The organism is Leclercia tamurae, assembly GCF_025566055.1.
Lineage (GTDB): Bacteria > Pseudomonadota > Gammaproteobacteria > Enterobacterales > Enterobacteriaceae > Enterobacter > Enterobacter tamurae.
This window is the reverse complement of the sequence record NZ_JAMHKS010000074.1, coordinates 55,447-81,640: the sequence shown is the minus strand read 5'-3', so window position 1 is coordinate 81,640 and position 26,194 is coordinate 55,447. Positions and strand designations below refer to the sequence as shown.

21 protein-coding genes are annotated in these 26,194 nt (G+C 52.8%); 16 read left to right on the top strand and 5 right to left on the bottom strand.

Going from position 1 to position 26,194, the window contains the following annotated elements; all coding sequences use genetic code 11:
* Positions 1-5 precede the first annotated feature (5 nt).
* The 7 genes from hycE (at position 6) to M8318_RS13430 (ending at position 6,867) form a co-directional block, all read left to right on the top strand.
* Entirely contained in the window at positions 6-1,715 is a 1,710-nt protein-coding gene (hycE, locus tag M8318_RS13460; RefSeq protein WP_262663164.1) for a formate hydrogenlyase subunit HycE, read from the top strand.
* Between the two features lie 12 nt (positions 1,716-1,727).
* Positions 1,728-2,273: a formate hydrogenlyase complex iron-sulfur subunit gene (locus tag M8318_RS13455; RefSeq protein WP_262663162.1), complete on the top strand. Its 546-nt coding sequence runs from the start codon at positions 1,728-1,730 to the stop codon at positions 2,271-2,273.
* Positions 2,270-3,034 (top strand): NADH-quinone oxidoreductase subunit B family protein, encoded by a 765-nt coding sequence (gene nuoB / locus M8318_RS13450; RefSeq protein ID WP_262663161.1) that lies wholly within the window; start codon positions 2,270-2,272, stop codon positions 3,032-3,034. The genes M8318_RS13455 and nuoB overlap by 4 nt, the downstream gene beginning before the upstream one ends.
* On the top strand, positions 3,034-3,444 hold the full coding sequence (locus M8318_RS13445; protein ID WP_262663159.1) for a formate hydrogenlyase maturation HycH family protein: 411 nt from the start codon (positions 3,034-3,036) through the stop codon (positions 3,442-3,444). Before nuoB ends, M8318_RS13445 begins: the two co-directional genes overlap by 1 nt.
* Entirely contained in the window at positions 3,437-3,892 is a 456-nt protein-coding gene (hycI, locus tag M8318_RS13440; protein WP_262663158.1) for a hydrogenase maturation peptidase HycI, read from the top strand. Before M8318_RS13445 ends, hycI begins: the two co-directional genes overlap by 8 nt.
* A 338-nt stretch (positions 3,893-4,230) precedes the next feature.
* Positions 4,231-4,605 (top strand): cell envelope integrity TolA C-terminal domain-containing protein, encoded by a 375-nt coding sequence (locus M8318_RS13435; RefSeq protein WP_262663157.1) that lies wholly within the window; start codon positions 4,231-4,233, stop codon positions 4,603-4,605.
* A gap of 294 nt (positions 4,606-4,899) precedes the next feature.
* Positions 4,900-6,867, top strand: a complete 1,968-nt coding sequence (locus M8318_RS13430; RefSeq protein ID WP_262663155.1) for an AAA family ATPase — start codon at positions 4,900-4,902, stop codon at positions 6,865-6,867.
* A 975-nt stretch (positions 6,868-7,842) separates the two neighbouring features.
* Here M8318_RS13430 and M8318_RS13425 read toward each other — a convergent pair.
* Together M8318_RS13425 and M8318_RS13420 are read right to left on the bottom strand one after the other, a co-directional pair.
* Positions 7,843-8,301 (bottom strand): hypothetical protein, encoded by a 459-nt coding sequence (locus tag M8318_RS13425; RefSeq protein ID WP_262663154.1) that lies wholly within the window; start codon positions 8,299-8,301, stop codon positions 7,843-7,845.
* A gap of 476 nt (positions 8,302-8,777) precedes the next feature.
* Positions 8,778-9,233, bottom strand: a complete 456-nt coding sequence (locus M8318_RS13420) for a hypothetical protein (protein ID WP_262663331.1) — start codon at positions 9,231-9,233, stop codon at positions 8,778-8,780.
* 504 nt (positions 9,234-9,737) lie between these two features.
* Here M8318_RS13420 and hydN point away from each other — a divergent pair.
* The 6 genes from hydN to cspE all read left to right on the top strand — a co-directional run bounded on the left by hydN (position 9,738) and on the right by cspE (position 18,717).
* Complete coding sequence (hydN, locus tag M8318_RS13415; protein ID WP_106994900.1) at positions 9,738-10,283, top strand: electron transport protein HydN; 546 nt, start codon at positions 9,738-9,740, stop codon at positions 10,281-10,283.
* Positions 10,284-10,323: 40 nt separating this feature from the next.
* On the top strand, positions 10,324-12,474 hold the full coding sequence (fdhF, locus tag M8318_RS13410) for a formate dehydrogenase subunit alpha (RefSeq protein WP_262663152.1): 2,151 nt from the start codon (positions 10,324-10,326) through the stop codon (positions 12,472-12,474).
* 3 nt (positions 12,475-12,477) lie between these two features.
* Positions 12,478-14,703 (top strand): carbamoyltransferase HypF, encoded by a 2,226-nt coding sequence (gene hypF / locus M8318_RS13405; protein WP_262663150.1) that lies wholly within the window; start codon positions 12,478-12,480, stop codon positions 14,701-14,703.
* Between the two features lie 14 nt (positions 14,704-14,717).
* Positions 14,718-15,737: a HoxN/HupN/NixA family nickel/cobalt transporter gene (locus M8318_RS13400; protein WP_262663148.1), complete on the top strand. Its 1,020-nt coding sequence runs from the start codon at positions 14,718-14,720 to the stop codon at positions 15,735-15,737.
* A 161-nt stretch (positions 15,738-15,898) separates the two neighbouring features.
* On the top strand, positions 15,899-18,046 hold the full coding sequence (gene fdhF / locus M8318_RS13395; RefSeq protein WP_262663147.1) for a formate dehydrogenase subunit alpha: 2,148 nt from the start codon (positions 15,899-15,901) through the stop codon (positions 18,044-18,046).
* Positions 18,047-18,504: 458 nt separating this feature from the next.
* Positions 18,505-18,717, top strand: coding sequence for a transcription antiterminator/RNA stability regulator CspE (gene cspE, locus M8318_RS13390; protein WP_106994905.1), 213 nt, complete (start codon positions 18,505-18,507; stop codon positions 18,715-18,717).
* A 121-nt stretch (positions 18,718-18,838) separates the two neighbouring features.
* Here cspE and M8318_RS13385 read toward each other — a convergent pair whose 3' ends face one another.
* Positions 18,839-20,290: a GGDEF domain-containing protein gene (locus M8318_RS13385; protein WP_262663145.1), complete on the bottom strand. Its 1,452-nt coding sequence runs from the start codon at positions 20,288-20,290 to the stop codon at positions 18,839-18,841.
* A 6-nt stretch (positions 20,291-20,296) separates the two neighbouring features.
* Entirely contained in the window at positions 20,297-22,546 is a 2,250-nt protein-coding gene (locus M8318_RS13380; RefSeq protein ID WP_262663143.1) for a sensor domain-containing phosphodiesterase, read from the bottom strand.
* Between the two features lie 383 nt (positions 22,547-22,929).
* Between M8318_RS13380 and M8318_RS13375 the strand changes: the two genes are divergently transcribed.
* A complete protein-coding gene (locus tag M8318_RS13375; protein WP_370635155.1) occupies positions 22,930-23,424 on the top strand; it encodes a (R)-mandelonitrile lyase in 495 nt (164 codons plus the stop codon).
* The gene (locus tag M8318_RS13370; protein WP_408612248.1) at positions 23,421-24,212 is read left to right on the top strand and encodes a carboxymuconolactone decarboxylase family protein; all 792 of its coding nucleotides are present in this window, start codon (positions 23,421-23,423) and stop codon (positions 24,210-24,212) included. Before M8318_RS13375 ends, M8318_RS13370 begins: the two co-directional genes overlap by 4 nt.
* A 48-nt stretch (positions 24,213-24,260) precedes the next feature.
* Here M8318_RS13370 and M8318_RS13365 read toward each other — a convergent pair whose 3' ends face one another.
* Entirely contained in the window at positions 24,261-25,160 is a 900-nt protein-coding gene (locus tag M8318_RS13365) for a LysR family transcriptional regulator (protein ID WP_262663141.1), read from the bottom strand.
* Between the two features lie 162 nt (positions 25,161-25,322).
* On the opposite strand from M8318_RS13365, the gene M8318_RS13360 reads away from it, so the two are divergent.
* Positions 25,323-26,192 (top strand): aldo/keto reductase, encoded by an 870-nt coding sequence (locus tag M8318_RS13360; protein ID WP_262663140.1) that lies wholly within the window; start codon positions 25,323-25,325, stop codon positions 26,190-26,192.
* Positions 26,193-26,194 lie beyond the last annotated feature (2 nt).

Below are 26,194 nucleotides of genomic sequence, written 5' to 3'. Positions count from 1 at the left end.
TAACCATGTCTGAAGAAAAAGTTGGTCAACACTATCTCGCCGCACTGCATCAGGCCTTCCCTGGCGTGGTGCTGGATGAAGCCTGGCAGACTAAAGATCAAATCACCGTGACGGTGAAAATTAACTACCTGCCGGAAGTGGTCGAGTTCCTGTACTACAAACAGGGCGGCTGGCTGTCGGTGCTCTTTGGCAACGATGAACGCCAGCTCTGCGGCAGCTACGCCGTCTACTACGTGCTGTCGATGGAGCAGGGCACCCGCTGCTGGCTCACCGTGCGCGTGGAAGTGGACGCCGACAAGCCGGAGTTCCCGTCCGTCACCCCGCGCGTGCCCGCGGCGGTGTGGGGCGAGCGCGAAGTGCGCGACATGTATGGCCTGGTGCCGGTTGGCCTGCCGGACGAGCGTCGTCTGGTGCTGCCGGATGACTGGCCGGACGAACTCTATCCGCTGCGTAAAGACAGCATGGATTATCGTCAGCGCCCGGCCCCGACCACCGACAAAGAGACCTACGCGTTCATCAACGAACTCGGCGACAAGAAAAACAACGTGGTGCCGATTGGCCCCCTGCACGTCACCTCCGATGAGCCGGGCCACTTCCGCCTGTTCGTGGACGGCGAGAACATCATCGACGCCGACTACCGCCTGTTCTACGTCCATCGCGGCATGGAGAAGCTGGCCGAAACCCGCATGGGCTACAACGAAGTGACCTTCCTGTCGGATCGCGTCTGCGGCATCTGCGGCTTTGCCCACAGCACGGCCTACACCACCTCGGTGGAGAACGCGATGGGGATCGTGGTCCCGGAACGCGCCCAGATGATCCGCGCCATCCTGCTGGAGGTGGAGCGTCTGCACTCGCACCTGCTGAACCTCGGCCTGGCCTGCCACTTCGTCGGCTTCGACTCCGGCTTTATGCAGTTCTTCCGCGTGCGTGAAACCTCCATGAAAATGGCGGAGATCCTCACCGGGGCGCGTAAAACCTACGGCCTGAACCTGATCGGCGGCATCCGTCGCGACCTGCTGAAAGAGGACATGATCGCCACCCGTCTGCTGGCCCAGCAGATGCGCCGCGAGGTGCAGGACCTGGTGGATATCCTCCTGAGCACGCCGAATATCGAGCAGCGCACCGTGGGCGTGGGTCGTCTCGACCCGCAGATCGCCCGCGATTTCAGCAACGTCGGCCCGATGGTGCGCGCCAGCGGCCACGCCCGCGACACCCGCGCCGATCACCCGTTTGTCGGCTACGGCCTGCTGCCGATGGAGGTCCACACCGAGCAGGGCTGCGACGTGATTTCCCGCCTGAAAGTGCGCATCAACGAGGTCTACACCGCCCTGAACATGATCGATTTTGGCCTCGACAACCTGCCGGGCGGCGAGCTGATGGTGGAGGGCTTTACCTACATCCCGAACCGCTTTGCGCTGGGCTTCAGCGAAGCGCCGCGCGGGGATGATATCCACTGGAGCATGACCGGCGACAACCAGAAGCTGTGGCGCTGGCGCTGCCGGGCGGCCACCTACGCCAACTGGCCGACGCTGCGCTACATGCTGCGCGGGAACACTGTCTCCGACGCGCCGCTGATTATCGGCAGCCTCGACCCTTGCTACTCCTGCACCGACCGCATGACGGTGGTGGACGTGCGCAAGAAAAAAAGCAAGGTGGTGCCGTACAAAGAGCTGGAACGCTACAGCATTGAACGCAAGAACTCGCCGTTGAAATAACCCGGAGCACCCATGTTTACCTTTATCAAAAAAGTCATCAAAACCGGCACGGTGACGGCGTCCTACCCGCTGGAACCGATTGCGGTCGACAAAAATATGCGCGGCAAGCCGGAGCACGACCCTAAGCAGTGTATCGGCTGCGCGGCGTGCGTGAACGCCTGCCCGTCGAATGCCCTGACGGTGGAGACCGATTTAAAGAACGGGGAGCTGTTCTGGCAGTTCAATCTGGGGCGCTGCATCTTCTGCGGACGCTGTGAGGAGGTCTGCCCGACCACCGCCATCAAACTCTCCCAGGAGTACGAGCTGGCGGTGTGGAGCAAGGCCGATTTCCTCCAGCAGTCGCGCTTCGACATCTGCCACTGCCGGGTGTGCGAGCGCCCGTACGCGGTGCAGAAAGAGATCGACTACGTCATCGAACTGCTGCGCCACAACGGCGACAAACGCGCGGAACGTCACCGGGAGAGTTTTGAGACCTGCCCGGACTGCAAGCGCCTGCAGGGGCTGACCCCTTCGGACAAAATCCATCTGACCCGCGAGATGAAGGACGCGACACAATGAGCGAACTGTTAGGGCCACGTAACGAACAGGGGATCCCGGTGCCGGTGACGGTGGATGAGTCCATCGCCAGCATGAAGGCCTCGCTGCTGAAAAAAATTAAGCGCTCCGCCTACGTCTACCGCGTCGACTGCGGCGGCTGCAACGGCTGCGAGATTGAGATCTTCGCCACCCTGTCGCCGATATTCGACACCGAGCGCTTCGGCATCAAGGTGGTGCCATCCCCGCGCCACGCCGACATTCTGCTGTTTACCGGGGCAGTCACCCGTGCGATGCGCTCCCCGGCGCTGCGCGCGTGGGAATCGGCACCCGATCCAAAAATCTGTATCTCTTACGGGGCCTGCAGCAACTCCGGCGGCATCTTCCACGACCTGTACTGCGTCTGGGGCGGCACCGATAAAATCGTCCCGGTGGATGTCTACATCCCCGGCTGCCCGCCGTCGCCTGCCGCCACTCTGTACGGTTTTGCCATGGCGCTGGGGCTGCTGGAGCAGAAGATCCACGCCCGCGAGCCGGGGGCGCTGGACAACCAGCCCGCTGAACTGCTGCATCCGGAGATGGTTCAGCCCCTGCGGGTGCGCATCGACCGCGCCGCGCGCCGTCTGGCGGGCTACCGCTACGGTCGCCAGATCGCCGACGACTTTATGCGCCATCTGCTGGAAGGGGATAAAAGCGTGGCGGCCTGGCTGGCCCGGGAGAACGATCCGCGTCTGAACGAGATCGTCGGCAACCTCATCCAGGTGGTCGGGCAGGAGCGTATCTGATGAGCGAAACCGTGGTCTTCAGCCAGCTCAGCCGCAAGTTCATTGATGAAAATGACAACACTCCCGACGACGCCCAGCAGGTGATCTACTACGGGCTGGCCATCGGCCACCATCTGGGGGTCATCGACTGCCTGGAGGCGGCGCTGACCTGTCCGTGGGAGGCGTACCTGGCGTGGATCGCCACCCTGGAAACGGGGAGCGAGGCGCGGCGCAAAATGGAGGGCGTGCCGCGCTACGGGGAGATTGTGATCGACGCTAATCATATTGTGATGCTGGCCAGCGCCTTTGATGCCGCGATGGCGCGTCAGACGGCGCAGCAGCAGACGTGGAGCCGGGCGATGCTCGGCATGCTCCACGCCATTCACCAGGAAAACGCCATCTATCTGATGGTTCGGAGGCAACGTGACTGATGTTTTACTCTGCGTCGGCAACAGCATGATGGGCGACGACGGTGCCGGTCCGCTGCTGGCCGAGATGTGCCGCGAGACACCGCGCGGCGACTGGGTGGTGTTCGACGGCGGCAGCGCCCCGGAAAACGACGTGGTCGCGATCCGCGAGCTGCGCCCGGCGCGCCTGCTGATTGTCGATGCGACGGATATGGGATTAAACCCGGGCGAAATCCGCCGCATCGATCCGGACGATATCGCCGAGATGTTTATGATGACGACGCACAATATGCCGCTTAATTATCTGGTGGATCAACTAAAGGGGGATGTGGGGGAGGTGATCTTCCTCGGTATTCAGCCGGATATTGTGGGGTTTTATTATCCGATGACGGAGGCGATTAAAGCTGCTGTTGAGAGGGTGTATGAAAGTCTGCTAGACCGGGATGGGGTGCTGGTGTTTGGGGAGTTGTAGCGCGTAATCACGAAGGTACCTCTCTGGAAATGCCCGGTGGCGGCTAGCGCCTTACCGGGCCTACGAAAAATGCGTCATCTGTTGATATCGTGGGTTTGTAGGCCGTGCAAGGCGTCAGCCGCCGCCCGGCAGAAGCGAGCACAATGTTTAAACCAGGTTGCTGACTGCATGTACCTCTCTGGAATTGCCCGGTGGCGGCTTACGCCTTACCGGACCTATGCCTGTGTTTTTTATTAGTTCTGATTTTCGTGAAGTGGTAAACCGAAATTCATTTTGACGGGTATATGAGCACAGGAGTTTAAGGCGTGAGATTGCATGAAAGAGTAGGGAAGATGTTTATGCTTGCCGTTGTGGTCAGCCTGGCGGCAGGTTGTGCGCCGTTACATCCTGCTGGATGTCATAAAACTACCGCAATGGGTAACTGCGGTTCTGGCCGCTGGGACGATCAGGATAAATGGGGCGCGCAGGCGCGGGGTATTAAGGCGGCGATAGAAGATAAAATTGCTGAGCCGCAACGCTGGAAGGGCAAAAAATGCCTGTTGCATATGGAATTTGCGCAGGATGGTACGGCATTGAAGGTATCAACCAGCAAGGGTAACAAAGAGTATTGTGAGGCGGTGAAGTTGGCAGCCCAAAAAGCGAAGTTTCCGGCGTTTACAAATCCGGAAGTGTATCGGGATTTTCAGAAGTCTGGGTTTGATATGTGGGGGTAGCTGGCTAATGCTTTTTTGGGTGTCCGATTTGTGCCAAACGCGGAAACTGATATAATCTGCTGTTTTAATGAATGTGGATATGATTTGCATAAAAATTTTCACATTATCTCCCATCCGCGTCGCCTGTCACGGGATTAAAGGGGCTTGTAGGTGCTTCAAAAGCATCCCAAAGATCAGACCTGAATGGCGAGGGGGAAATTGTGCGCATTATACTAAATCAATTCATTAACTATTTTTCATGCCCCATCAATGTCTCACATTACTTAAAGTTAAGTATTGTAAAAGGAGGTTTTTATGTATCTAAAAAATATTCAAATAGATAATTATGGTGCCATTCCAAAACTAAATATTGAATTCCCATTTAATGATGACGGTACCCCGAAGCCTGTAGTTCTTGTTGGTAAAAATGGTTCGGGAAAAACACTACTCACTTCCAGTATAGTTGACTCACTTATTCAAATTAAACGTTCTGAATTTCACTCCATCACTGAGGCAAAAGATAACTCTTATTATAAAGCTGGGAAAAAAGATTATATAAGAGAAGGTCAGTTGTTTAGTTTCGTAAGAATAAGTTATGTCCTCAATGATGCTAAGCGATTAGTTTATAACGATATAACAAGTTATACTCCTAGTGAAACCCAAAAGTTACTTCAACATTATAATATCAATTTCCAACATGATTTCACGGATAATGGATTCTCAAAATCGATTGAAGGCGAAGCTAAAGGGGTTTTTTCAAAAAATGCCATACTATACTTCCCAGTAAATAGATATTACAATCCTGCATGGCTAGTCGAACGAACAGACCCTCGAATTGAAACTATAGAATCATACGTGGGTAAAAATACTGACAACTTCATCAAAACTAATGTTATTAACTCCATAGAATCTTGGATTTTGGATGTCATATTAGATGCAGAGTTGTATGAGAAGCAGATCATTCCTGCGCAACCTTATATATTATTGGGAGGGGTTTTTCAACCAATTAACGGAAGTTTAATTGGGGCAAATAAAGGGAAGAACACTCAAATACAATTTTTAATAAATAAAGTTCTTACAACTATATTAAAATCGAAAATACCTAATTTAGAATCGGCTAGATTCGGTATTAGCAATAAAGAGTCAGGGAGGAAAATATCTGTTATTATACGAGAGAAAGGTTCTGATAATGATGTAATGATCTCCCCCACCTTTTCTCATATGTCATCCGGCGAGGCCATGCTTGTTGCGCTATTTTGTTCAATAATAAAAAATTTCGATGCCGTATCAGGTGCCGAAAAACTCAATCTCACCGAAATTACAGGCCTCGTAATAATTGATGAAATAGACCTGAATCTTCATATTGAATACGCTAAAAAGGCTGTTCCTGAGCTTCTAAGTCTTTTTCCTAAAGTTCAATTTATCATTACAAGTCACTCACCATTTTTCCTGCTTGGAATGAAAGATATCTTCAATTTAAATTATCAGGTTATCAGTACTCCAGGTGGTGAGATTATTGAGGAATCTGATTTTGAGGAATTACAAACAGCATATTCCATTTTCATCGAAAGATTTGAGGATATCAAAGAAAATCTTACTATCCTAGAAAATGAGATTTATAAATCCACAAGAACATTGGTTATAACTGAAGGGAAAACCGATTGGAAACACTTAAAGGCAGCTTTATTGCACTACCAAGATAAAGGTGAGTTTAAAGAACTAGACTTTTCTTTCCATGAATATGAAGATGCGTCGTTTTCAGATGATAAACTTCATAATTTTTTAACAAATGTAGCTCAAGTTTCAAATACTAAAAAAATCATAGGTATTTTTGATCGAGATGAGGGAAATGGTAGAAAATATAGTAATAATAAAATTAATGAATTAGGTAACAACGTGTATGCTATGACCATACCCCAACCTGAACACAGAAGTTATCATGATGGTATATGCATTGAATTCATGTATAAAGATAATGACTTGTTTAAGGAAAATGAAGATGGCCGCCGACTTTATGTTTCTAGTCAGTTCAATGATAATGGGAGATTAATTAAAGACATTCGGGTAGGAGTTCAAAACCATAATAAAATAAAAGGTAAAAATAATATAAAAAACGACAATATAGTCGATTCTGAAGTGATAGATATCTCCGGAAGATCTTTAGCTATGTCAAAAAATGACTTCGCAAACGCAGTTCTAAATCAATGTGATACATTTAAAGGCATGGATTTTTCAGCATTCAGAGAACTATTCGAAACATTGTCTGAAATAATTAAGAAGTGATAAAATGGTGTGTGTTAAATAAATACACACCATTTTAAATTCATTAATTTATATGTGATAAGTCGTAGTGTAGCCATATCTGTAATTGGTTAAAATAAATATTGACCCATGTTGGAAGGAGTAAAATAAGATTTCAGTTTCGTAATGGAGCTATTTTATTAGCTGAAAATATTATTATAAACTCTAGGCATAGCACTTATATCTTAATTTTATATCTATTACTTATGTGGACTTTAATTTCATGGCTTTCCTCTTAAGTCATATCATCAATATTGATTTTTACAATTTCCTGTCGTTGAACCGTGACGCGTAATATCGGGAATTTCCTAGGCTTATATTCTCCATTTAGTATTAAAGTTATGGGGTTTAAAGGCCGCAGGATATTTACTATGTGTTTAATTAAATTTCTTCTAATTCTTGTTGGTATGTTCCTCTCAAGCGATCTACTTACTACATGATGCAATGGGTAATAAGGATATAAAGACAAGGATTTTAATAAATCATTTGTAGCTATACGACCATTTAGGCCAAAAGATGAAAATAGTTGAATTAGCTGAGATGCTATAAAGTTTTTTTGTGATGATATAGTCCGATTTTGGGTTGTGACATGGACGGGAAAATAAGATGGTTTTCCAAGTTGCCTGCTACGAATCAGAACATGATGTACTACCTTTTTCCAGTCGGGATTAAAATAGTTAGCACCTTCAAAATATTCTCCAATATAGCTGCCATTGATAATATGATTGTTATAAAAGGCGCTAAGCAACTCCCCAAGGGTTTTGTTGCATGGAGCACTCAATACCGCCTTTCCAACCATCCATCGACAAGGCCAGTTTGATGACGAGTTTATATTTTTAGTTGAAGCAGCAACTCCATACCATGCAAATCGACAGGGATCATTACTTGGGCCATTAATTAAATTAATGTTATATTCTTCAATTTTGCTTGTATTAGATGCGTAATAAATATCAAAATTTAACCATTGTTTGTAAAGCTCAAGTTCCTTATAGGTGCTGTCTTTTTTAGATTTATCATATTTCGCAATAGGAACATTGCAAATGTGTGCCTCTTTCTCGGTAACTTTTGCTTGTAAAATAAAGGCTTTCTTTCATTTAAAATAGACTTAGAGTGTGCGTCAACAATTTTTTCGTCAAAGATAAACATTGCATCGCCTAATTCTACTTTTTTATCAAATGGTGTGCCATTGCATAATTTTGCGTAAGGTGCTTTGTCAATCCAGCATAACTCTGACTCAACGTTAATAAGCAAATTAGGATGTTTTACACACTCATCTCTGTAAATTATTTGAGATAGCTTATCAAGAAAGGTTGGAGTGAATAATGCTCCCAGTTGTTTTAACTCCCCACCAGTTACACCATTGCATATTTGATTTATAAGATTGTTGATCTCTATTTCCATAGTGTGGATACTCATCAGGAAATCCTTTTTTAAATTAAGTGTATTAAGTGGCTCAATATTGAATAATACAATTTGTTTATAATCAAGGATACATATTATCATCAGCAGTCAGAAACTCCCAGTCATCCCTATAAGATTCGTTGATACTACAAATTGATGACTGTGGAGGACATTATGGCTTGTAGGCCTGCGATAAATAGCTCTAACCAAAATTGACCTTCGCTAAGTCCACCTTTTCATGATTTTACTTCGCATACTAACTGGCAACCACATCGATGCTATTTTGGTAGCCATTTTTAAATGAATACACTATGTATTGTTCATTTGATGAATACCCATAACATTCGCTTTTTGCTTTTAGGTCAATTGATGTTGTCAGCTTATAAAAATCGTATCCCAGGCCCCAATGCCAACCCCATCCCCATCCCTAAACACATTCAGGGGCCTACCACAGCCCCTTTCACAACCTGAAATCAAACTTCCAGCCGCACTTAGTGCACCGTAATATACGGCTCCTTCACAAACTCATTAACCAGCCAGACCAGATCATGCAGCAGCCCCGCCAGTTCTTTCTCGACACTGGCGGGCAACGTTCCGCCCAGAATTGCCTGCACCAAAGCCAGCGCATAATCCACCTGGGGAGTGGTTTCCTGCCAGCAGTCTGGCATACAGGAGGTGAGTGTTTCCCCCTGGATCAACTGGGCAATAAGGTGCGGCGGGAGTTCGGCATCACAGCGTTCACGCAGCTGGCGCAGCGCGTGCAGCAGACCTTCGCAGAGCGCAGTGCGGGATGCTCTGTCGTCAGTTTCGATCAGTACGCTTACCAGAGCGGCGCAGCGATCGGCGACTTCAAAGAGATCCGCAGCAGCAGAAAGCGGCGTAGTCAGGGAAGGGGGAATAACCTGTTCGTCAGATTGCGGGTAAGTCAGGGTTGGGATAGTAGTCATCATGACATCCTCTCTGTATTAATTGATTTAACCATCCTAAGAGTTCCTACGCTCAAAGGAGGCAGCACTGACGGAGGTAGGAATGCCGCCCACAGAGAAAAACGGCCAGCCTTTCGGCTGCTCCGCCAGTGCCACCGTGATTTTACGGGATATGCACTGTCGCGACATACAAATATCGCTCTGTAGAATACGGGTTCCTACACCCGATTGCGGATGTGCCGCAACGCAGTCACTTTACGAGCCTGATAACGGGAATTAAAGCCTTAACCCTGAATTACATAAGGTTACTTTGAAGTTTGCGAGGAGCTTTCCAGAAAGGCCATGCCGGGGGCGCTTCGCTTGCCCGGCCTACAAGGACTAAAGCAAATCCGTCAATCCTGTCATCGTCACTTATGTCGATGACAGCCACGCCTCCAGATAAAACCCTTTAACTTCATCATCTTAATATCTGGCCCAATTTATGCATACCTCCGGCAAGCTAACCATCATTCCCGGAGATTAAGGATGAACCGTTTCATCATTGCCGATGCCAGCAAATGCATCGGCTGTCGTACCTGTGAAGTGGCCTGCGTGGTGTCGCACCACGACACCCAGGACTGCGCCTCGCTGACCCCGCAGAACTTCCTGCCGCGCATTCACGTCATCAAAGGCGTCAACGTCTCCACGGCCACCATGTGCCGCCAGTGCGAAGACGCCCCTTGCGCCAGCGTCTGCCCGAACGGGGCGATCACCCGCGATAACGACTTTGTTCATGTCCACCAGGAGCGCTGCATCGGCTGCAAAACCTGCGTGGTCGCCTGCCCGTACGGCGCGATGGAAGTAGTGCTGCGTCCGGTTGTGCGCAGCATCGGTGCCGGGCTGAACGTGATGTCGGAAAAGGCCGAGGCCAACAAGTGCGACCTCTGCTACCACCAGCCGGACGGTCCGGCGTGCATTCAGGCCTGCCCGACCAATGCCATTGTCTGCATCGACAGGCAGAAGCTGGAGCAGCTGAGTCTGGAAAAACGTCGCCGCGCGGCGCTCGACAACATGTCTTCGCTGGCGCTGTAAGCGTCAGCATTACTTTTCACTTTTAGCAGGTCTGTTACTGATGAAAAAAATCACCAGCGTCTGCCCGTACTGTGGTGCGGGCTGTAAGTTAAAACTCGTCGTCGACAACAATAAAATCGTTCGTGCGGAGGGCGCGCAGGGCGTCACCAACCAGAATCAGCTGTGCCTGAAGGGCTATTACGGCTGGGATTTTCTCAACGATACCCGGCTGCTGACGCCGCGCCTCACCCAGCCGATGATCCGCTACCAGAAAGGCGGCAAGTTTGTGCCAGTCTCCTGGGACGAGGCGATTCGTTACACCGCCCGCCGCCTGAGTGAAATCAAGGCTAACTACGGCCCGCGCGCCATCATGACCACCGGATCGTCCCGCGGCACCGGGAATGAAACCAACTACGTGATGCAGAAGTTTGCCCGCGGGGTGCTCAATACCAATAACGTCGACTGCTGCGCCCGGGTCTGCCACGGGCCGAGCGTGGCCGGGCTGCAGGAGACGCTGGGCAACGGGGCGATGAGCAACTCCATCAGCGATATTGAAAACTCAAAATGCCTGCTGATCTTCGGCTACAACTGCGCCGACTCGCACCCGATCGTCGCCCGCCGGGTGATCAAAGCCAAACAGAACGGCGCCCGGGTGATCGTCTGCGATCCGCGCAAAATTGAAACTGCGCGCATTGCCGACCGGCATCTGCAGATCAACAACGGCTGCAACATGGCGCTGGTGAACGCCTTTATTTATACCCTGCTGGACGAAAGCCTTTATAACGCCGACTACGTGGCCCGCTACACCGAAGGGCTGGACGCGCTGCGCGAAACGGTCAGCAATTACGCCCCGGAAAACGTCGAGGGAATCACCGGAGTTAGCGCCCGGCAGATCCGCGAGGCGATGCGCATCTACGCCGCCGCGCCGTCCGCCACCGTGATGTGGGGGATGGGCGTGACCCAGTTCGGGCAGGCGGTGGACGTGGTGAAAGGGCTCTCCACTCTGGCGCTGCTCACCGGCAACCTCGGGCGCGAACACTGCGGCGTCGGCCCGGTGCGCGGGCAGAATAACGTCCAGGGGGCGTGCGACATGGGGGTGATCCCCAACCAGTTCCCTGGCTATCAGGACGTGACCGACCCGCAGGTGCGGGAGAAATTCGCCCGGGCGTGGGGCGTCGATCCACAACTGATGGATGACCAGGTCGGGGTACGGATCACCGAAGTGCCGCACCTCGCGCTGGAGGGCAAGGTCAAAGCCTATTACATCATGGGGGAAGATCCTCTCCAGACTGAAGCCGACTTAGGGTTGGTGCGCAAAGGGTTTGAGGCGCTGGACTTCGTGGTGGTGCAGGACATCTTTATGACCAAAACCGCCGAGGCGGCGGACGTGCTGCTGCCCGCCACCTCCTGGGGCGAGCATGGCGGGGTCTTCACGTGCGCCGACCGCGGCTTCCAGCGCTTTGAAAAAGCCATTGAACCCAAAGGCAACGTCAAGCGCGACTGGGAAATCATCAGCCTGATCGCCACCGCGATGGGCTACCCGATGGCGTACCGCGATAACCAGCAGATCTGGGACGAAATGCGCGAGCTCTGCCCGCTGTTCTACGGCGTGACGTACGAAAAAATGGGCGACATGGGGCATATCCAGTGGCCGTGCCCGACCCTCGACCATCCGGGCACGCCGTGGCTCTACGAGGGCAACCGCTTCGACACTCCGAGCGGCAAAGGCCAGCTGTTTGCCGCCCCGTGGCGCAAACCGGCGGAGATGCCGGACGCCGACTATCCGCTGGTGCTCTGCACCGTGCGCGAGGTGGGACACTACTCCTGCCGTTCGATGACCGGCAACTGCGCAGCGCTGCAAACCCTGGCCGATGAGCCGGGCTTTGTGCAGATGCATCCGCAGGATGCACAGAAACTCGGGATCCGCGATCGCCAGCTGGTGTGGGTCAGCTCCCGTCGCGGGAAGGTGATCAGCCGCGCGGAGGTGAGCGAACGCATCAATCAGGGGGCGGTATACATGACCTATCAGTGGTGGATTGGGGCCTGCAACGAGCTGACCCAGGACAACCTCGATCCGGTCTCGAAAACCCCGGAAACCAAATACTGTGCGGTGAAGATCGACCCTATTGCCGATCAACACTGGGCTGAAAATTACGCCCAGACCACCTACAGCGCGATGAAACAACGCCTGCGAGAGGCGGTAGAGAGTTAACGCATGTGTACAAACGGCACGCTGCTGCGCATTCGCGGCAAAGTCCAGGGCGTGGGGTTTCGTCCCTGGGTCTGGCAACTGGCCCGACAGCTGGGGCTGAAGGGCGACGTCTGCAACGACGGGGCAGGGGTGGTGGTGCGCCTGATCGGTGAGACGCAGGGCTTCATCACCCGGCTGGCCGCCGGAGGCCCGCCGCTGGCGCGAATTGACGACATCAGCGAGCAGCCGTGGCACTGGGCGTCGCTGCCGGAGGCGTTCACTATTCTGCCCAGCCAGCAGGGGCAGATGACCACCCAGGTGGTGCCGGATGCCGCTACCTGCCCGGCGTGTCTGGCGGAGATGAACGATCCGCGCGAGCGTCGCTACCGTTATCCCTTTATCAACTGCACCCACTGCGGGCCGCGCTTCACCATTATCCGGGCGATGCCTTACGACCGCCCGGCCACTACCATGGCGGAGTTTGCGCTCTGTCCGGCCTGCGCGGCGGAGTATCGCGATCCGGCTGATCGGCGCTTCCACGCCCAGCCGGTGGCCTGCCCGGACTGCGGACCGCAGCTGAGCTGGGTGTGCGGCGAGGAGCATAAAGAGAAGGAGAGCGCCTTCCAGGCCGCGGTGGCCGTTCTTAAGCAGGGCGGGATCGTGGCGGTGAAAGGCCTCGGCGGCTTCCATCTGGCCTGCGATGCCCGCAATGAGCAGGCGGTGAACCGGCTGCGCAAGCGCAAGCGGCGTCCGACGAAACCGCTGGCGGTGATGATCCCGCAGCGATTAGCTGTTGCGCTTCCGGCAGAAGCTCAGGCCCTGCTGCGTTCCACGGCGGCACCTATTGTGCTGGTGGATAAACGCGATATCGCCTGCTGCGAGGCCATCGCGCCGGGGCTGAACGAGGTGGGGGTAATGCTGGCGGCCAACCCGCTCCAGCACCTGCTGATGCAGGATCTGGACTGCCCCCTGGTGATGACCTCCGGCAACCTTAACGGCTGTCCGCCCGCGCTGACCAATGACCGGGCCCTGCAGGATCTGGACGGCATCGCCGACGGCTGGCTGCTGCACAACCGCGAGATCGTCCAGCGCATGGACGACTCGGTACTGCGCGCCAGCGGCGACATGCTGCGCCGCTCCCGGGGCTTTGTCCCGGATGCGCTGCCGCTGCCGCCCGGCTTTAATAATGTGCCGTCGCTGTTGTGTCTTGGCGCGGATCTGAAAAACACCTTCTGCCTGGTGCGCGGCGGGGAGGCGATCCTGAGCCAGCATCTTGGCGATCTGGGTGATGACGACGCGCTGGCCCAGTGGCAGCAGGCCCTGACTGCTCTGCAGGATCTCTGGCAGTTTACCCCCGAGGGCGTGGTGACCGACGCCCATCCCGGCTATCGCTCCACCCAGCTCGGGGAGCAGATGTCATATCCACACCTGCGCGTGCTGCATCATCATGCCCACGCCGCGGCCTGCCTGGCGGAACATGCCTGGCCGCGCGACGGCGGGGATGCCATCGCCCTGGTGCTTGATGGGCTAGGCCAGGGGGAGAACGGCGAACTGTGGGGCGGGGAGTGTTTGCGGGTCAACTACCGCAGCTGTGACCGGCTCGGCGGGCTCCCGCCCGTGGCGCTGCCGGGTGGTGACCTCGCGGCGCGCCAGCCGTGGCGCAACCTGCTCGCCCAATGGCAGGCGTTTGTCCCGCAGTGGCAAGCCTTGCCGGAGGCGAGTCTGCTGGCCGATAAACCCTGGTCGCCGCTGGCCCAGGCGATCGCCCGCGGGGTCAATTCGCCGCTGGCCTCGTCCGCCGGACGATTGTTTGACGCCGTGGCGGCGGCAACAGGCTGTGCTCCGGCGCAACTCAGCTACGAAGGAGAGGCGGCCTGTCGGCTGGAGGCGCTTGCGCTGCGCAGCGGACCGGTCAGCCACCCGGTCACCTTGCCAGTAGTCGACGGCGAGCTGGATATGGCCACCTTCTGGCAGCAGTGGCTGGGCTGGCAGGCCGCTGCCGGGGAACGCGCCTGGGCATTTCACGACGCGCTGGCCCACGGGCTGGCGACGCTGGCGGCGCTGCACGCCAGGATGCGCAACCTCGACACCATCCTGTGCAGCGGCGGGGTGATGCACAACCGGCTCCTGCGGGAACGCCTGCAGTTCTGGCTGAGGGATTTTACCGTGCTGCTTCCCGGGCGCCTGCCCGCCGGAGACGGCGCGATTGCATTTGGACAGGCAGTGATTGCTGCTGCGTCTCTTTCTTAAATTGGGATATCACGATGTTTATCAAATACTTCAATAACCACCCCAAAGCCATGGCGCTGATGCTGGCCTTGATCGTCACCAATATTGTCGCCTGGGGGACCGCGTTTTATCTGTTTCACACCACCCCATCGCTGATGGCGGCCAGCCTGCTGGCCTGGTGCTACGGCCTGCGTCACGCGGTGGATGCCGACCACATCGCCGCCATTGATAACGTCACCCGCAAGATGATGCAGCAGGGCAAGCGCCCGTGCGGGATAGGGGCCTGGTTCTCGCTGGGCCACTCCACCATCGTGGTGCTGGCCTCGATTGCCATCGCCGCCACCGCCACCGCCTTCAGCCGCAATATGGAGTGGTTCCATGAAACCGGGGGCATGATCGGCACGGCGGTGTCGGCCTTTTTCCTGCTGGCGATGGCGCTGGTGAACCTGGTTATTCTGCGCGACGTCTGGGGCAGCTTTAACAAAATGAAGCGCGGCGAGAAGGTGCCGGAAGAAGTCTCCTTTGCCCGCGGCGGGGTGATGAACTGGCTGTTCCGCTCGGCGTTCCGCCTGGTGACCCGCAGCTGGCATATGTATCTGGTGGGCTTTCTGTTTGGTCTCGGCTTTGATACCGCCACCGAGATCGGGGTGCTGGGGATCTCCGCGGCCGGGGCCTCCAGCGGCATGTCGGTGTGGGCGATCATGGTCTTCCCGCTGCTGTTTACCAGCGGCATGGCGCTGATCGACACCCTCGATAACCTGATTATGGTGGGTGCTTACGGCTGGGCCTTCAACAAGCCGCAGCGCAAGCTCTACTACAACATGACCATCACCGGCACCTCAGTGGTGGTAGCCCTGTTTATCGGCGGGCTGGAAGCGCTGGGTCTGCTGGCGGATAAGTTTGGCCTGACGGGCGGGCTGTGGAACGGCGTGGCCGCGCTGAATGACAACCTTGGTAATGCCGGGTTTGTCGTGGTCGGGCTGTTTATCCTCTGCTGGATCGCCTCGCTGATTAACTACCGCTTCAAAGGCTACGACGCGCTGGTCGTCCGCTAACGTCATCGCTGCCCGTTCGTCATGACATTTATGACGAATGGGCAGCATCCTGCAAAACCCTTCCTGTATTCTTCCTCTATTTCAGTGGCTTACTTGTTAATTCCGAGCTGGCACACTTCATGCATACCGCTGAGGACATATTACTAACGGAGTAACTACCGATGAAGAAAGTCGTCACGGTTTGCCCCTATTGCGCATCGGGTTGCAAAATCAACCTGGTGGTCGATAACGGCAAAGTCGTCAAGGCTGAAGCGGCACAGGGTAAGACCAATCAGGGCGATCTCTGCCTGAAAGGCTACTACGGCTGGGATTTTATCAACGATACGCAGATCCTGACCCCGCGCCTGAAATCACCGATGATCCGTCGCGAGCGCGGCGGCAAGCTGGAGGCCGTCTCCTGGAATGAAGCCCTGGATTACGTTGCCACTAAACTCAGCGCGATTAAAGCCGCACACGGCCCGGATGCGATCATGACCACCGGGTCATCCCGCGGCACCGGGAATGAAACCAACTATGTAATGCAAAAATTTGCCCGCGCGGCAGTCGGCACTAATAACGTCGACTGCTGCGCGCGCGTCTGACACGGCCCATCGGTTGCAGGTCTGCACCAGTCGGTCGGTAACGGCGCAATGAGTAACTCCATTGTTGGCATTGAGAATGCCGATATGGTCTTTATTTTCGGCTATAACCCGGCGGATTCGCACCCTATCGTGGCGAACCGGGTGATCAAAGCCAAACGCAAAGGGGCGAAGATTATCGTCTGCGATCCGCGCAAAATTGAAACTGCGCGCATTGCCGATATGCACATCGCTTTGAAAAACGGCTCCAACATCGCGCTGCTTAACGCGATGGGGCACGTGATTATCGAAGAGCAGCTGTACGACCGCGCGTTTGTGGCGGCCCGTACCGAAGGCTTCGAGGAGTATCGCAAAATTGTCGAAGGCTACACGCCGGAGTCCGTCGAAGCGATCACCGGGGTGAGCGCCCAGGAGATCCGTCAGGCGGCACGGATGTACGCCGCAGCGGAAAACGCGGCCATTCTCTGGGGCATGGGCGTGACCCAGTTCTACCAGGGCGTGGAAACCGTGCGTTCCCTGACCAGCCTGGCGCTGCTCACCGGCAACCTCGGCAAGCCGTACGCCGGGGTTAACCCGGTGCGCGGTCAGAACAACGTGCAGGGCGCGTGCGATATGGGTGCGCTGCCGGATACCTATCCGGGCTATCAGTACATCAACAACCCGGAGAACCGGGCGAAGTTCGCCAAAGCCTGGGGCGTGGACGCTCTGCCTGCCCATACCGGGTATCGCATCAGCGAACTGCCGCACCGGGTTGCGCATGGCGAAGTTCGTGCTGCCTACATCATGGGGGAAGATCCGCTCCAGACCGACGCCGAGCTCTCTGCGGTGCGTAAGGCCTTTGAAGAGCTGGAACTGGTCATTGTGCAGGACATCTTTATGACCAAGACCGCGGCGGCCGCCGATGTGATCCTGCCGTCCACCTCCTGGGGTGAGCACGAAGGGGTCTACACCGCCGCCGACCGTGGTTTCCAGCGCTTCTTCAAAGCGGTAGAGCCGAAGTGGGACCTCAAAACCGACTGGCAGATCATCAGCGAGATCGCCACCCGGATGGGCTATCCGATGCACTATGACAATACCCAGCAGATCTGGGATGAACTGCGTCATCTGTGCCCGGATTTCTTCGGTGCCACCTACGAGAAGATGGGCGAGCTGGGCTATATCCAGTGGCCGTGCCGGGACGAGTCAGAGGCCGATCAGGGGACCGATTACCTGTTCGAGAAAGAATTCTCCACCCCGAATGGGCTGGGGCAGCTCTATACCTGCGACTGGGTTGCGCCAATCGACAAGCTCACCGAAGAGTACCCGCTGGTGCTGTCGACGGTGCGTGAAGTCGGCCACTACTCGTGCCGCTCGATGACCGGTAACTGTGCGGCGCTGGCTGCGCTGGCGGATGAACCGGGCTATGCGCAGATCAATACCGCCGACGCGAAGCGCCTCGGTATTGAAGACGAAGCCCTGGTCTGGGTCACGTCGCGCAAAGGCAAAGTCATTACCCGCGCCCAGGTGAGCGATCGCCCGAACATGGGTGCGGTGTACATGACCTACCAGTGGTGGATTGGTGCCTGTAACGAGCTGGTGACCGAGAACCTCAGCCCGATTACCAAAACGCCGGAGTATAAGTATTGCGCCGTGCGCGTGGAGCCGATTGCCGACCAGCAGAGGGCGGAACAGTATGTGATTGATGAATATCACAAGCTGAAAAAGCACCTGAAGGAACTGGCAAAAGGGTAAAGCAGCCCGGTGGCGCTTTGCTTGCACGGTCCTGGGATCTTGTAGGCCGGGTAAGCGCAGCGCCACCCGGCATAAATGCGAGCACTTTGTCATCATACTCAGCAGCCCCCAGGGGCTGCTTTTTTTGCGCTCATACTTTATTTGGGAATATATTCCTTCGATCGGAAAAGCTTAAAATTAAAAGGGCTGGCGACACATCAGCCATTCAGCCATCCGGGTGTTTACATGGGTAAAATAAATAATATAAACATTGCGCAGTTAATTTATCTATGTCTTAATAGCGCCATCGGTTTGGAAAACAGACCTTACGAAAGCAGTTTTAGTAAAGCAGTCCTCAGTTCAAGTGTTATCCACAGATACCCTTCTTCATGAGTCTCCTCCTAAGTGCCAGGTAAGTAACTCTCGCAATACAGGCCATCATCGCCGCGGTTAAGTGGCTCATCATTAAGGAATTATCTATGTCTAATAAAATGACTGGTTTAGTAAAATGGTTTAACGCAGATAAAGGCTTCGGCTTTATCACCCCTGATGACGGCAGCAAAGATGTCTTCGTACACTTCTCTGCTATCCAGAGCGACAGCTTCAAAACGCTGGAAGAAGGCCAGAAGGTCTCTTTCACCATTGAAAATGGCGCTAAAGGTCCTGCTGCCGGAAACGTCACAGTCCTGTAATCTGCGTTAATTATCAGTGGTCATTACGATAGCGATGACGGTAATAGCCTGAGCAGTTAATCTCCGCTGATAATAAAATAAACCCGCCTTGAGCGGGTTTTTTATTTTCTTCATTTGCTGACTATTGTGCCTGCCGCTTTTTCATTTTGTACATCTCTTTATCAGCCAATAAGATGCTGGTTTTGAGGTCCCGGTTAAACTTGCTCACCCCATATGAAATGGTGCTGGTTATCACGTCGTCATTCACCCCAATCGACCGCCGGGCAATCTCTTCAGCGATTCTCTCCATCACCAGCAGCGCATCGCTTTTCTGTTCGGTTTTGATAATGATCAGAAACTCATCCCCGCCATAACGAATGGCGATATCTTCTTTACGGATCGTCTGTTTAATCACGTCGGCGACCATCTGTAGCACCTTGTCGCCAACGGCATGACCGTATCTGTCATTAACGATTTTGAATTTATTACAGTCAACCAGCGCAAAAAAGCGTCTTTCAAGGGTAGCGGGCTTGAGTTCAGACTCGATTTTCCTGCTGTACAGACCCGTTAAGTGGTCGATTAACGTGTGTCGCGCAACACGCGTCAGATAGCGTGATGTCAGTTTCACCATCAGCATAAACAGTAGCAAGGTGACCGGGATAAGCAGCTTAAACATCACGCTGTGATAAACAGACCCGAACATGTCGATATGGGTTATCACCTTAAACTGCGATGACAGCCCTGATTCAACGTTAGTCTGGAAATGATCATCTATATCGCAGCCAAAAATGCACAATTCGTTCAGGCTATCCGTCTCACGCAGCGTGATCCTCACCCATTTATTATGGCGGAACAGGGTATTCGCCAGGCCGTGAAGCTCTTCAAGATTGTGATCGTAGAGCAGGTAGGCGACCGGCACGTTGCTACTGTTCAGATCATAGATAAAACTCACCACGCTGTAGGCGTTGGATTTAGTGATCATGTCATGATAAATGGGGGTCGCGACTGTGCCCTTTTGCGTCAGTTTATGGGTCAGCTTGCGCTTATAGTAATCCGGCATGGTGGGAATATAGAATTGAAGATTATTGAACATGATTGAATCTTCAATGGCAAAATTGTCTGTATCGATGCGGCTAAAAAAATAGAACATTTTTTGCCGCGTGGAAATGATATAGCGAAACCCCTCTTTAGTGGAAAGATCGCTTTTCGCAATATTGTCGCGCACAAAAATCGCCGACGAGAGCAGGCATCGCTCATTCAACGTGGGCTGGGTATTCAAAAAGAGGCTGCCATGATCCCCGGCGACATTGGATTTCTGCCAGTGCCACTGGTCATTATCCTGTACCAGCGCCGGGATGTTACACCCGCCATTTTGCAGGGAGGTGGTATATTTGGTCGTAATCGCATCGGCTATATTTTCATTTTCATCAAATATGTTCAGCAGTTTAGCCCGCACCTCATTGGTCAGCTTGATGGCTTCATTCTTTTGATGGAGGAAAATAAAGGCCATCATGACTGCCAAAAATAGTACGCAGGCTGCTGCGGAGATCGCATAGACTTTGCTGGCGATTTTCTTTCTGGAAAAGAGATACATAACCATTTACTCCGGATAATCTTCACTGGATGCGGCTTTTTCTTTCATGACGCACGCCAGCGGCAGCGGTTTTGCGATGTGATATCCCTGAAGATAATCAACGCCAAGCTGCGATAACAACACCTTGTGTTCCTGCGTCTCCACATACTCAGCCACGATAGACATCCCTTTGGCCCGGGCAATATCAATGATTGACTTCACAATCAGCTGATCCACTCTGTTATGGGTAATTTCCTTGATGAACATACCGTCAATTTTAACGATGTCGGCATCAAGATTTTTCAGCCTTTCATAGTTAGCATACCCGGTACCAAAATCATCAATAGCTATTTCAAAGCCATAATGACGCAAGCTGTTAATGTTGTTAATGACATTTCTTTCATTTAAGAACAACTGTTCTTCCGTCACTTCAAAGACAATGTTGTCTGGTTTTTTATTCTTATTCTCAAACATGGTGATAATTCTTTCTGCTGTATTTTCATCCGCCAGTGTTTCCGGTGTGATATTCAGCGAAAAACGGATGTGTTGGCACGTAAGCACATTTTGATGATAAAAATCGATAAAGGCTTCCAGTACCTTGAAGTCGAGCAGTCCGCACAGACCAAACTCCGTAATCGTCGGAATAAATTTATCCGGCGTCACGATCTTTCCGTCGAGTTTCATCCTGCAAAGGATCTCATAATATTGTTTGTCGCAATGAGTATGTTCTATTTTTTGCGCATACAGCACGAGGTCATTATGGAGCAAGGCGTGCTTGAGTTTTTGCAACAACGCGATATCCAGCGTCATATGTTGCTCAATGAAATGGAGGTTTTTATCCAGCGCACTAATGTGATCCTGGCCTTTGGTTGTCGCCAGATAATCAAGCTCAGAGATAGATTTGCTTAAATCTACCTGCGCGTTAAAGGTCATCCAGGAGAGGCCGAACGCGACGTCCACGTCGCTCACCCTGGTAGAGGATTTTGCCTGATTCAGTTTCTTCAGCAGCCCCTGCATGACGCTGCGACCCTCTTTCTCCGGCAGAACAACCAGCAAATCGCCATACGGAACGGAATAGACACAGCAGTTTTTTGGCAGGAATTTTTTCAGTAGATAATAAACGGCGACCTTGGCGTTAACCCGGAAGGTAAAGCCAAGATGCTTATCAAGATTATCGGCAGAAAATATTTTTACGTAACAGAGCATAGCCGGATGGATAAGCTGCTGAAGATCTTTATTCAACAGCATCATGTTCGGCAGCATGGTCAGTGGCTCCCTGAGGGCGGCGCTGGTTATTTTTACGTTCGCCTGCTTCAGGTTTCGCTTCATCGTGGCGAGATAGGCATTGGCGATAGTGAACACGATAAAAAAGGCGGAGAAAGAGGTTAAGAGCTGACCTTTTTCGACAGTTTTAATAAACTGAGGATTCCCGGTGATAAGTATAAAGATGGCAAGCGGCCATACCAGCGAGATGATCGCCGCGCTAAAATTAATGACGCCGTACACAAAAGCCAGAAAGACCAGCGGAATGGCATAGCTGGAGATAACCGGGTACTGGCTGACGCTCGTATAGGTACAAATAAGGACGCTAATAACGAGCATCCAGACGATTAATACATTTCGGTTGCTGGCGTCCAAAATATTCTTTGTGCAGAATTTACGAGTGTAATTCCATGAGGTCAGTAATCGTAATAAATAGTATAAACCGGAGCTAAAGACCACGGCTGGCATCATCAGGCTTTGCAGGTTGAGGATCAACAGACGAATTTCGCTGGCTGAAAAGTAGTATTGAAAATCGTCCGGAATGAGCGTTAGCGCGCCAACAATATACATTGCCGCCTGGGCGAGAATAGGATAAATAAAACCATAACACCACAGCCGGGAAAAAATCCCCGTACTGTTGGTGATATCTGTTCTGGCATAGCGCCCCAGTCTTTTATGTAATATACACTGGGCAATCGCCAGGGGGATCATCAGGCTGAGCGTCACCGCCCAGGTTTGGGTGGCGTTGAGGAGCAATTCCCGGTGCAAGGACCAATATGTTGCCAGCGTTAGCGCGGGCAACACGCTGGCACCATAAATACCCACCAGTGCGATAAAAAGACTGATGGGCAAATACGCCACGTAAATAACAGTATGATCAATCGCCACGCGTGGAGAAAATTCTCGCAACACAGGCAGAAAAAGTAATACCGTAATAAATGTGATCACTGTGTGAAGAAATTTGCTACTTTTGTATAAATTATAGTGAGACTTTATAGATTCAATAATTTTCATAAAATGTTCGTTACAGATTAGAGTTACCCTGAAGCAATGTGCGGCATCCCTTCTGGCTCGATAACATGCATCTCATATGCAGATTAATCTTAACGTAAATTTGTTTTTTATGAAAATGATTACCCTGGTTTTCCGCTATTCGCTTTCGAATAAAGAAAGAGTTCTTATAAATTGAAAGCGCGCAAAGCGATATTTCAAAAAATATAACCCCGCCAGCCTTCATTTTTCGACGACAAACCACCGTCCGATGGGATTAATGAAATTGTCTCATTTTTCTATTCTGATAATGGCTATTAACACGTCGTTTTATTCTGTTAACAATAGTTCAAATAAATTCCCCGGTACCGGATCCACCGTTTCATTCACAACAGGAGAGTACGATGATCCGTTTTACCTCTGTAGCTGCATCACTGCTGTTATTCGCAGGCATGTCCGCACATGGCGAAACCGCCACTTCAGCTCAAATGACACTGTCAGAAACAGGCAGCCGTACAACGATTGCCGAACCCGCTGAGCACTTTACCGGGCGTGCTTACATTGACCCTCTTTTCTCCGCTGTCGCACCGCAAAGGACGGGAGGAGCGTATGTCACCTTCGTACCCGGGGCGCGTTCCGACTGGCATACCCATCCCCTCGGGCAAACGCTGGTTGTTACCTCGGGCACGGGCTGGGTTCAGCAGTGGGGCGGGGAGCGAAAAACTATCCACGCGGGTGATGTTATTCAATGCCCGCCCGGGGTTAAACACTGGCACGGCGCCACAGATAAAACCACGATGGTGCATCTCGCCATTCAAGAATCGAATGAGAAAGGTGAAAACGTAAACTGGCTTGAAAAAGTCACGGATGAACAGTATCTGCAGGCAGGAGCACATGAATGATTAAGAAGTCAGTGCTGGTCACGGTTTCACTGTTATTGATGAGCGGATGCGTTTCCCACACCACGCAAAACAGGAGTTCGAAAATGATATCAGAAGATGCGCAGGGCGCAGTGGCGGAAGTCGCGCCCGCAATGGCGGCCTATTCGGAACGCTTTATTGAAAAGGATCTCTGGAACCGCCCGGAACTGTCGCGTCGCGACCGCAGTCTGGTGACGGTTGCGGCGCTCATCAGTCGTAATGATACCGCCGAGCTTCCTCATTACCTTAACGTGGCGCTGGAAAGTGGGGTCACGCCAACGGAGATCTCTGAGACCATAACTCATCTGGCATTTTACGCCGGTTGGCCAAATGCCACCTCTGCGGCGCTGGTCGCACGTCACATATTTGCTCAGCGCCATATTGCTACGGCGTCATTGCCAGATGAAAAGGTGGTTTTGCTGCCTCTGGATCAAGAGAAAGAGATCCAACGCGCCACCCTGGTGGAATCAAACTTTGGCAAGGTTGCGCCAGGCGTAGTGAAGTACACCACAGAGGCGCTCTTTCTGGACCTGTGGCTGAGGCCAGGCCTGGCACCCCGGGACAGAAGTCTGGTGACCGTCAGCGCCCTGGTGACCGCCGGGCAGGTGGCGCAGGTGCCTTATCATCTCAATCGCGCGATGGATAATGGTTTGACCCGGACTCAGGCCTCAGAGGTGCTGACCCAGCTGGCTTTTGTTGCTGGCTGGCCCAATATCTTCTCGGCATTGCCGGTGTTTAAAGAGGTGTTTGCGGGCAGAAACCCTGCCTGAGCAGGGAACAGCACGAATAAACCAGGCCCCAGTGCGGGGCCTTTTTTATCAGGGATGCTTATAGTGGCGTAGCGCGTCTACCACCAGCTGGAACGCTTTCGACAGATTGCGATTTTCCGGGTAGTAGATGTAATACCCCTCCCAGTAGGGACACCAGTCTTCGAGCACGCTAATCAGTTCCCCGCGGGCGATGTGCTTTTCGGCGATATCCCGCGGAACATGCGCCAGTCCATACCCGTCCACAGCCGCCTGGAGATTCTGGTAAATACGGCTGAACACCAGCTGACCGCTGACTTTGACATTCAGGCATTTTTCCTCTTTCTCGAACTCCCAGACGTACAGGTTACCGTGGGTGGGAAAGCGCAGATTTATGCAGTTGTGATCGATGAGATCGTGAGGATGCTGCGGGTAAGGGTTGCGGGAAAAATAGTCCGGCGAACCGACGACGGCAAAGCGCACATCCGGGCCAATGCGCACCGAAATCATGCCGTTGGAAATTTGCTCTCCCAGGCGGGTTCCGGCATCGAACCGGCCAGAAACGATATCCGTCAGGGCATAGTCATCAATCAGCTCGAGATTAATATCCGGGTAGTCCCTGAGCAGCGGTTCAAGTTTCGGCCAGATGACCGAGCTGATGGCATAATCCGAGGTGGATATCCGCACGGTGCCAGCGGCTTTGCTGTTGAGATCCTTCAGCGACTGTAACCGCCCCTGGATGCCATCGATGTAAGGACCCAGATCGTCCAGCATGGATTGGCCGATATCGGTTAACGCTATGCTGCGGGTGGTACGCGTCAGGAGTTTCATCCCCAGACGGGACTCCAGGGTTCGCATGCTGTGACTGAGGGCGGATTGTGAAATGCCTAACTGGGCCGCCGCTTTGGTAAAACTCTTTTCCCGTGCGACAACGATAAACGTCATCAAATCATTCAGGTTTTCCCGCGCCACGCTCTGCCCCTTACTGCCGAAAAAATGAAAAGCCAGTGTAGCGCAACGTCAAACGGAAGTGATTCATGAATTATTTGCATAATTCATATCAGGTTCCATCGCCTAATCACTGACGTCTTTTCATTTTAGAATGGATGTTTGACAGTCCAGAGGAGCGCAAGCGTGGAATATGCTGAATTAAGCAACAGCCTGAAAATGCCGATGGCCGGTTTTGGTGTTTTTCAGGTCACCGACAAAGAAGAGTGTAAACAGTCCGTGTTGAGCGCGATCCGCGCAGGCTACCGTCTGATCGATACGGCTGCAGTCTATGGCAATGAAGATGCTGTGGGCGGCGCCGTGCGTGAAGCCATTGCCGAAGGTCTGTGCACCCGCGAGGAATTGTTCATCACCTCAAAACTGTGGGTACAGGACATGGCCAGCTTCGAGACCGCCAGAGCCGGTATTGAGGCGTCGTTAGAAAAATCGGGGCTGGAGTATTTTGACCTCTACTTACTGCATCAGGCCATGCGGGACTACTTCAGCGCGTGGCGGGCGATGGAAGCGGCCTATGAAGCCGGTAAACTGAAAGCGATTGGGGTGTCTAATTTTTATGCCCATGTATTAGCCAACTTCTGTGAAACCGTCAGAATCAGGCCGATGGTCAATCAGGTCGAACTGCATCCGTACTTTGCCCAGCCTGCCGCCCTCGACACCATGCGCTATTACAACGTGCAGCCAGAAGCCTGGGCCCCGTTGGGCGGCGGGCGACACAAGCCGTATGACAATGCGATGCTGCAGGGCATTGCCGACGCCCATAACAAAACCATTGCTCAGGTGGTCCTGCGCTGGAACGTCCAGCGTGGCGTGACGGTGATTCCAAAATCGACCCATCAGGAACGTATTGAGGAGAATTTTGCCATCTGGGATTTCTCCCTGACGGAGAGCGAAATGGCCCAGATCGATGCCCTCGACTTGGGTTACGTCGGGGAGACCGTGAAGCATTTTAACCCTGAGTTTGTTCGCGGTTGCCTGGGTGTCAGGATCCACGACTGAGC

Bases quoted from the DNA above. Each gene is read 5' to 3' on its own strand.
- hycE (WP_262663164.1), top strand. From the start codon at position 6: ATGTCTGAAGAAAAAGTTGGTCAACACTATCTCGCCGCACTGCATCAG.
- M8318_RS13455 (WP_262663162.1), top strand. From the start codon at position 1,728: ATGTTTACCTTTATCAAAAAAGTCATCAAAACCGGCACGGTGACGGCG.
- nuoB (WP_262663161.1), top strand. From the start codon at position 2,270: ATGAGCGAACTGTTAGGGCCACGTAACGAACAGGGGATCCCGGTGCCG.
- M8318_RS13445 (WP_262663159.1), top strand. From the start codon at position 3,034: ATGAGCGAAACCGTGGTCTTCAGCCAGCTCAGCCGCAAGTTCATTGAT.
- M8318_RS13435 (WP_262663157.1), top strand. From the start codon at position 4,231: ATGCTTGCCGTTGTGGTCAGCCTGGCGGCAGGTTGTGCGCCGTTACAT.
- M8318_RS13430 (WP_262663155.1), top strand. From the start codon at position 4,900: ATGTATCTAAAAAATATTCAAATAGATAATTATGGTGCCATTCCAAAA.
- M8318_RS13425 (WP_262663154.1), bottom strand. From the start codon at position 8,301: ATGAGTATCCACACTATGGAAATAGAGATCAACAATCTTATAAATCAA.
- M8318_RS13420 (WP_262663331.1), bottom strand. From the start codon at position 9,233: ATGACTACTATCCCAACCCTGACTTACCCGCAATCTGACGAACAGGTT.
- hydN (WP_106994900.1), top strand. From the start codon at position 9,738: ATGAACCGTTTCATCATTGCCGATGCCAGCAAATGCATCGGCTGTCGT.
- fdhF (WP_262663152.1), top strand. From the start codon at position 10,324: ATGAAAAAAATCACCAGCGTCTGCCCGTACTGTGGTGCGGGCTGTAAG.
- hypF (WP_262663150.1), top strand. From the start codon at position 12,478: ATGTGTACAAACGGCACGCTGCTGCGCATTCGCGGCAAAGTCCAGGGC.
- M8318_RS13400 (WP_262663148.1), top strand. From the start codon at position 14,718: ATGTTTATCAAATACTTCAATAACCACCCCAAAGCCATGGCGCTGATG.
- cspE (WP_106994905.1), top strand. From the start codon at position 18,505: ATGTCTAATAAAATGACTGGTTTAGTAAAATGGTTTAACGCAGATAAA.
- M8318_RS13385 (WP_262663145.1), bottom strand. From the start codon at position 20,290: ATGTATCTCTTTTCCAGAAAGAAAATCGCCAGCAAAGTCTATGCGATC.
- M8318_RS13380 (WP_262663143.1), bottom strand. From the start codon at position 22,546: ATGAAAATTATTGAATCTATAAAGTCTCACTATAATTTATACAAAAGT.
- M8318_RS13370 (WP_408612248.1), top strand. From the start codon at position 23,421: ATGATTAAGAAGTCAGTGCTGGTCACGGTTTCACTGTTATTGATGAGC.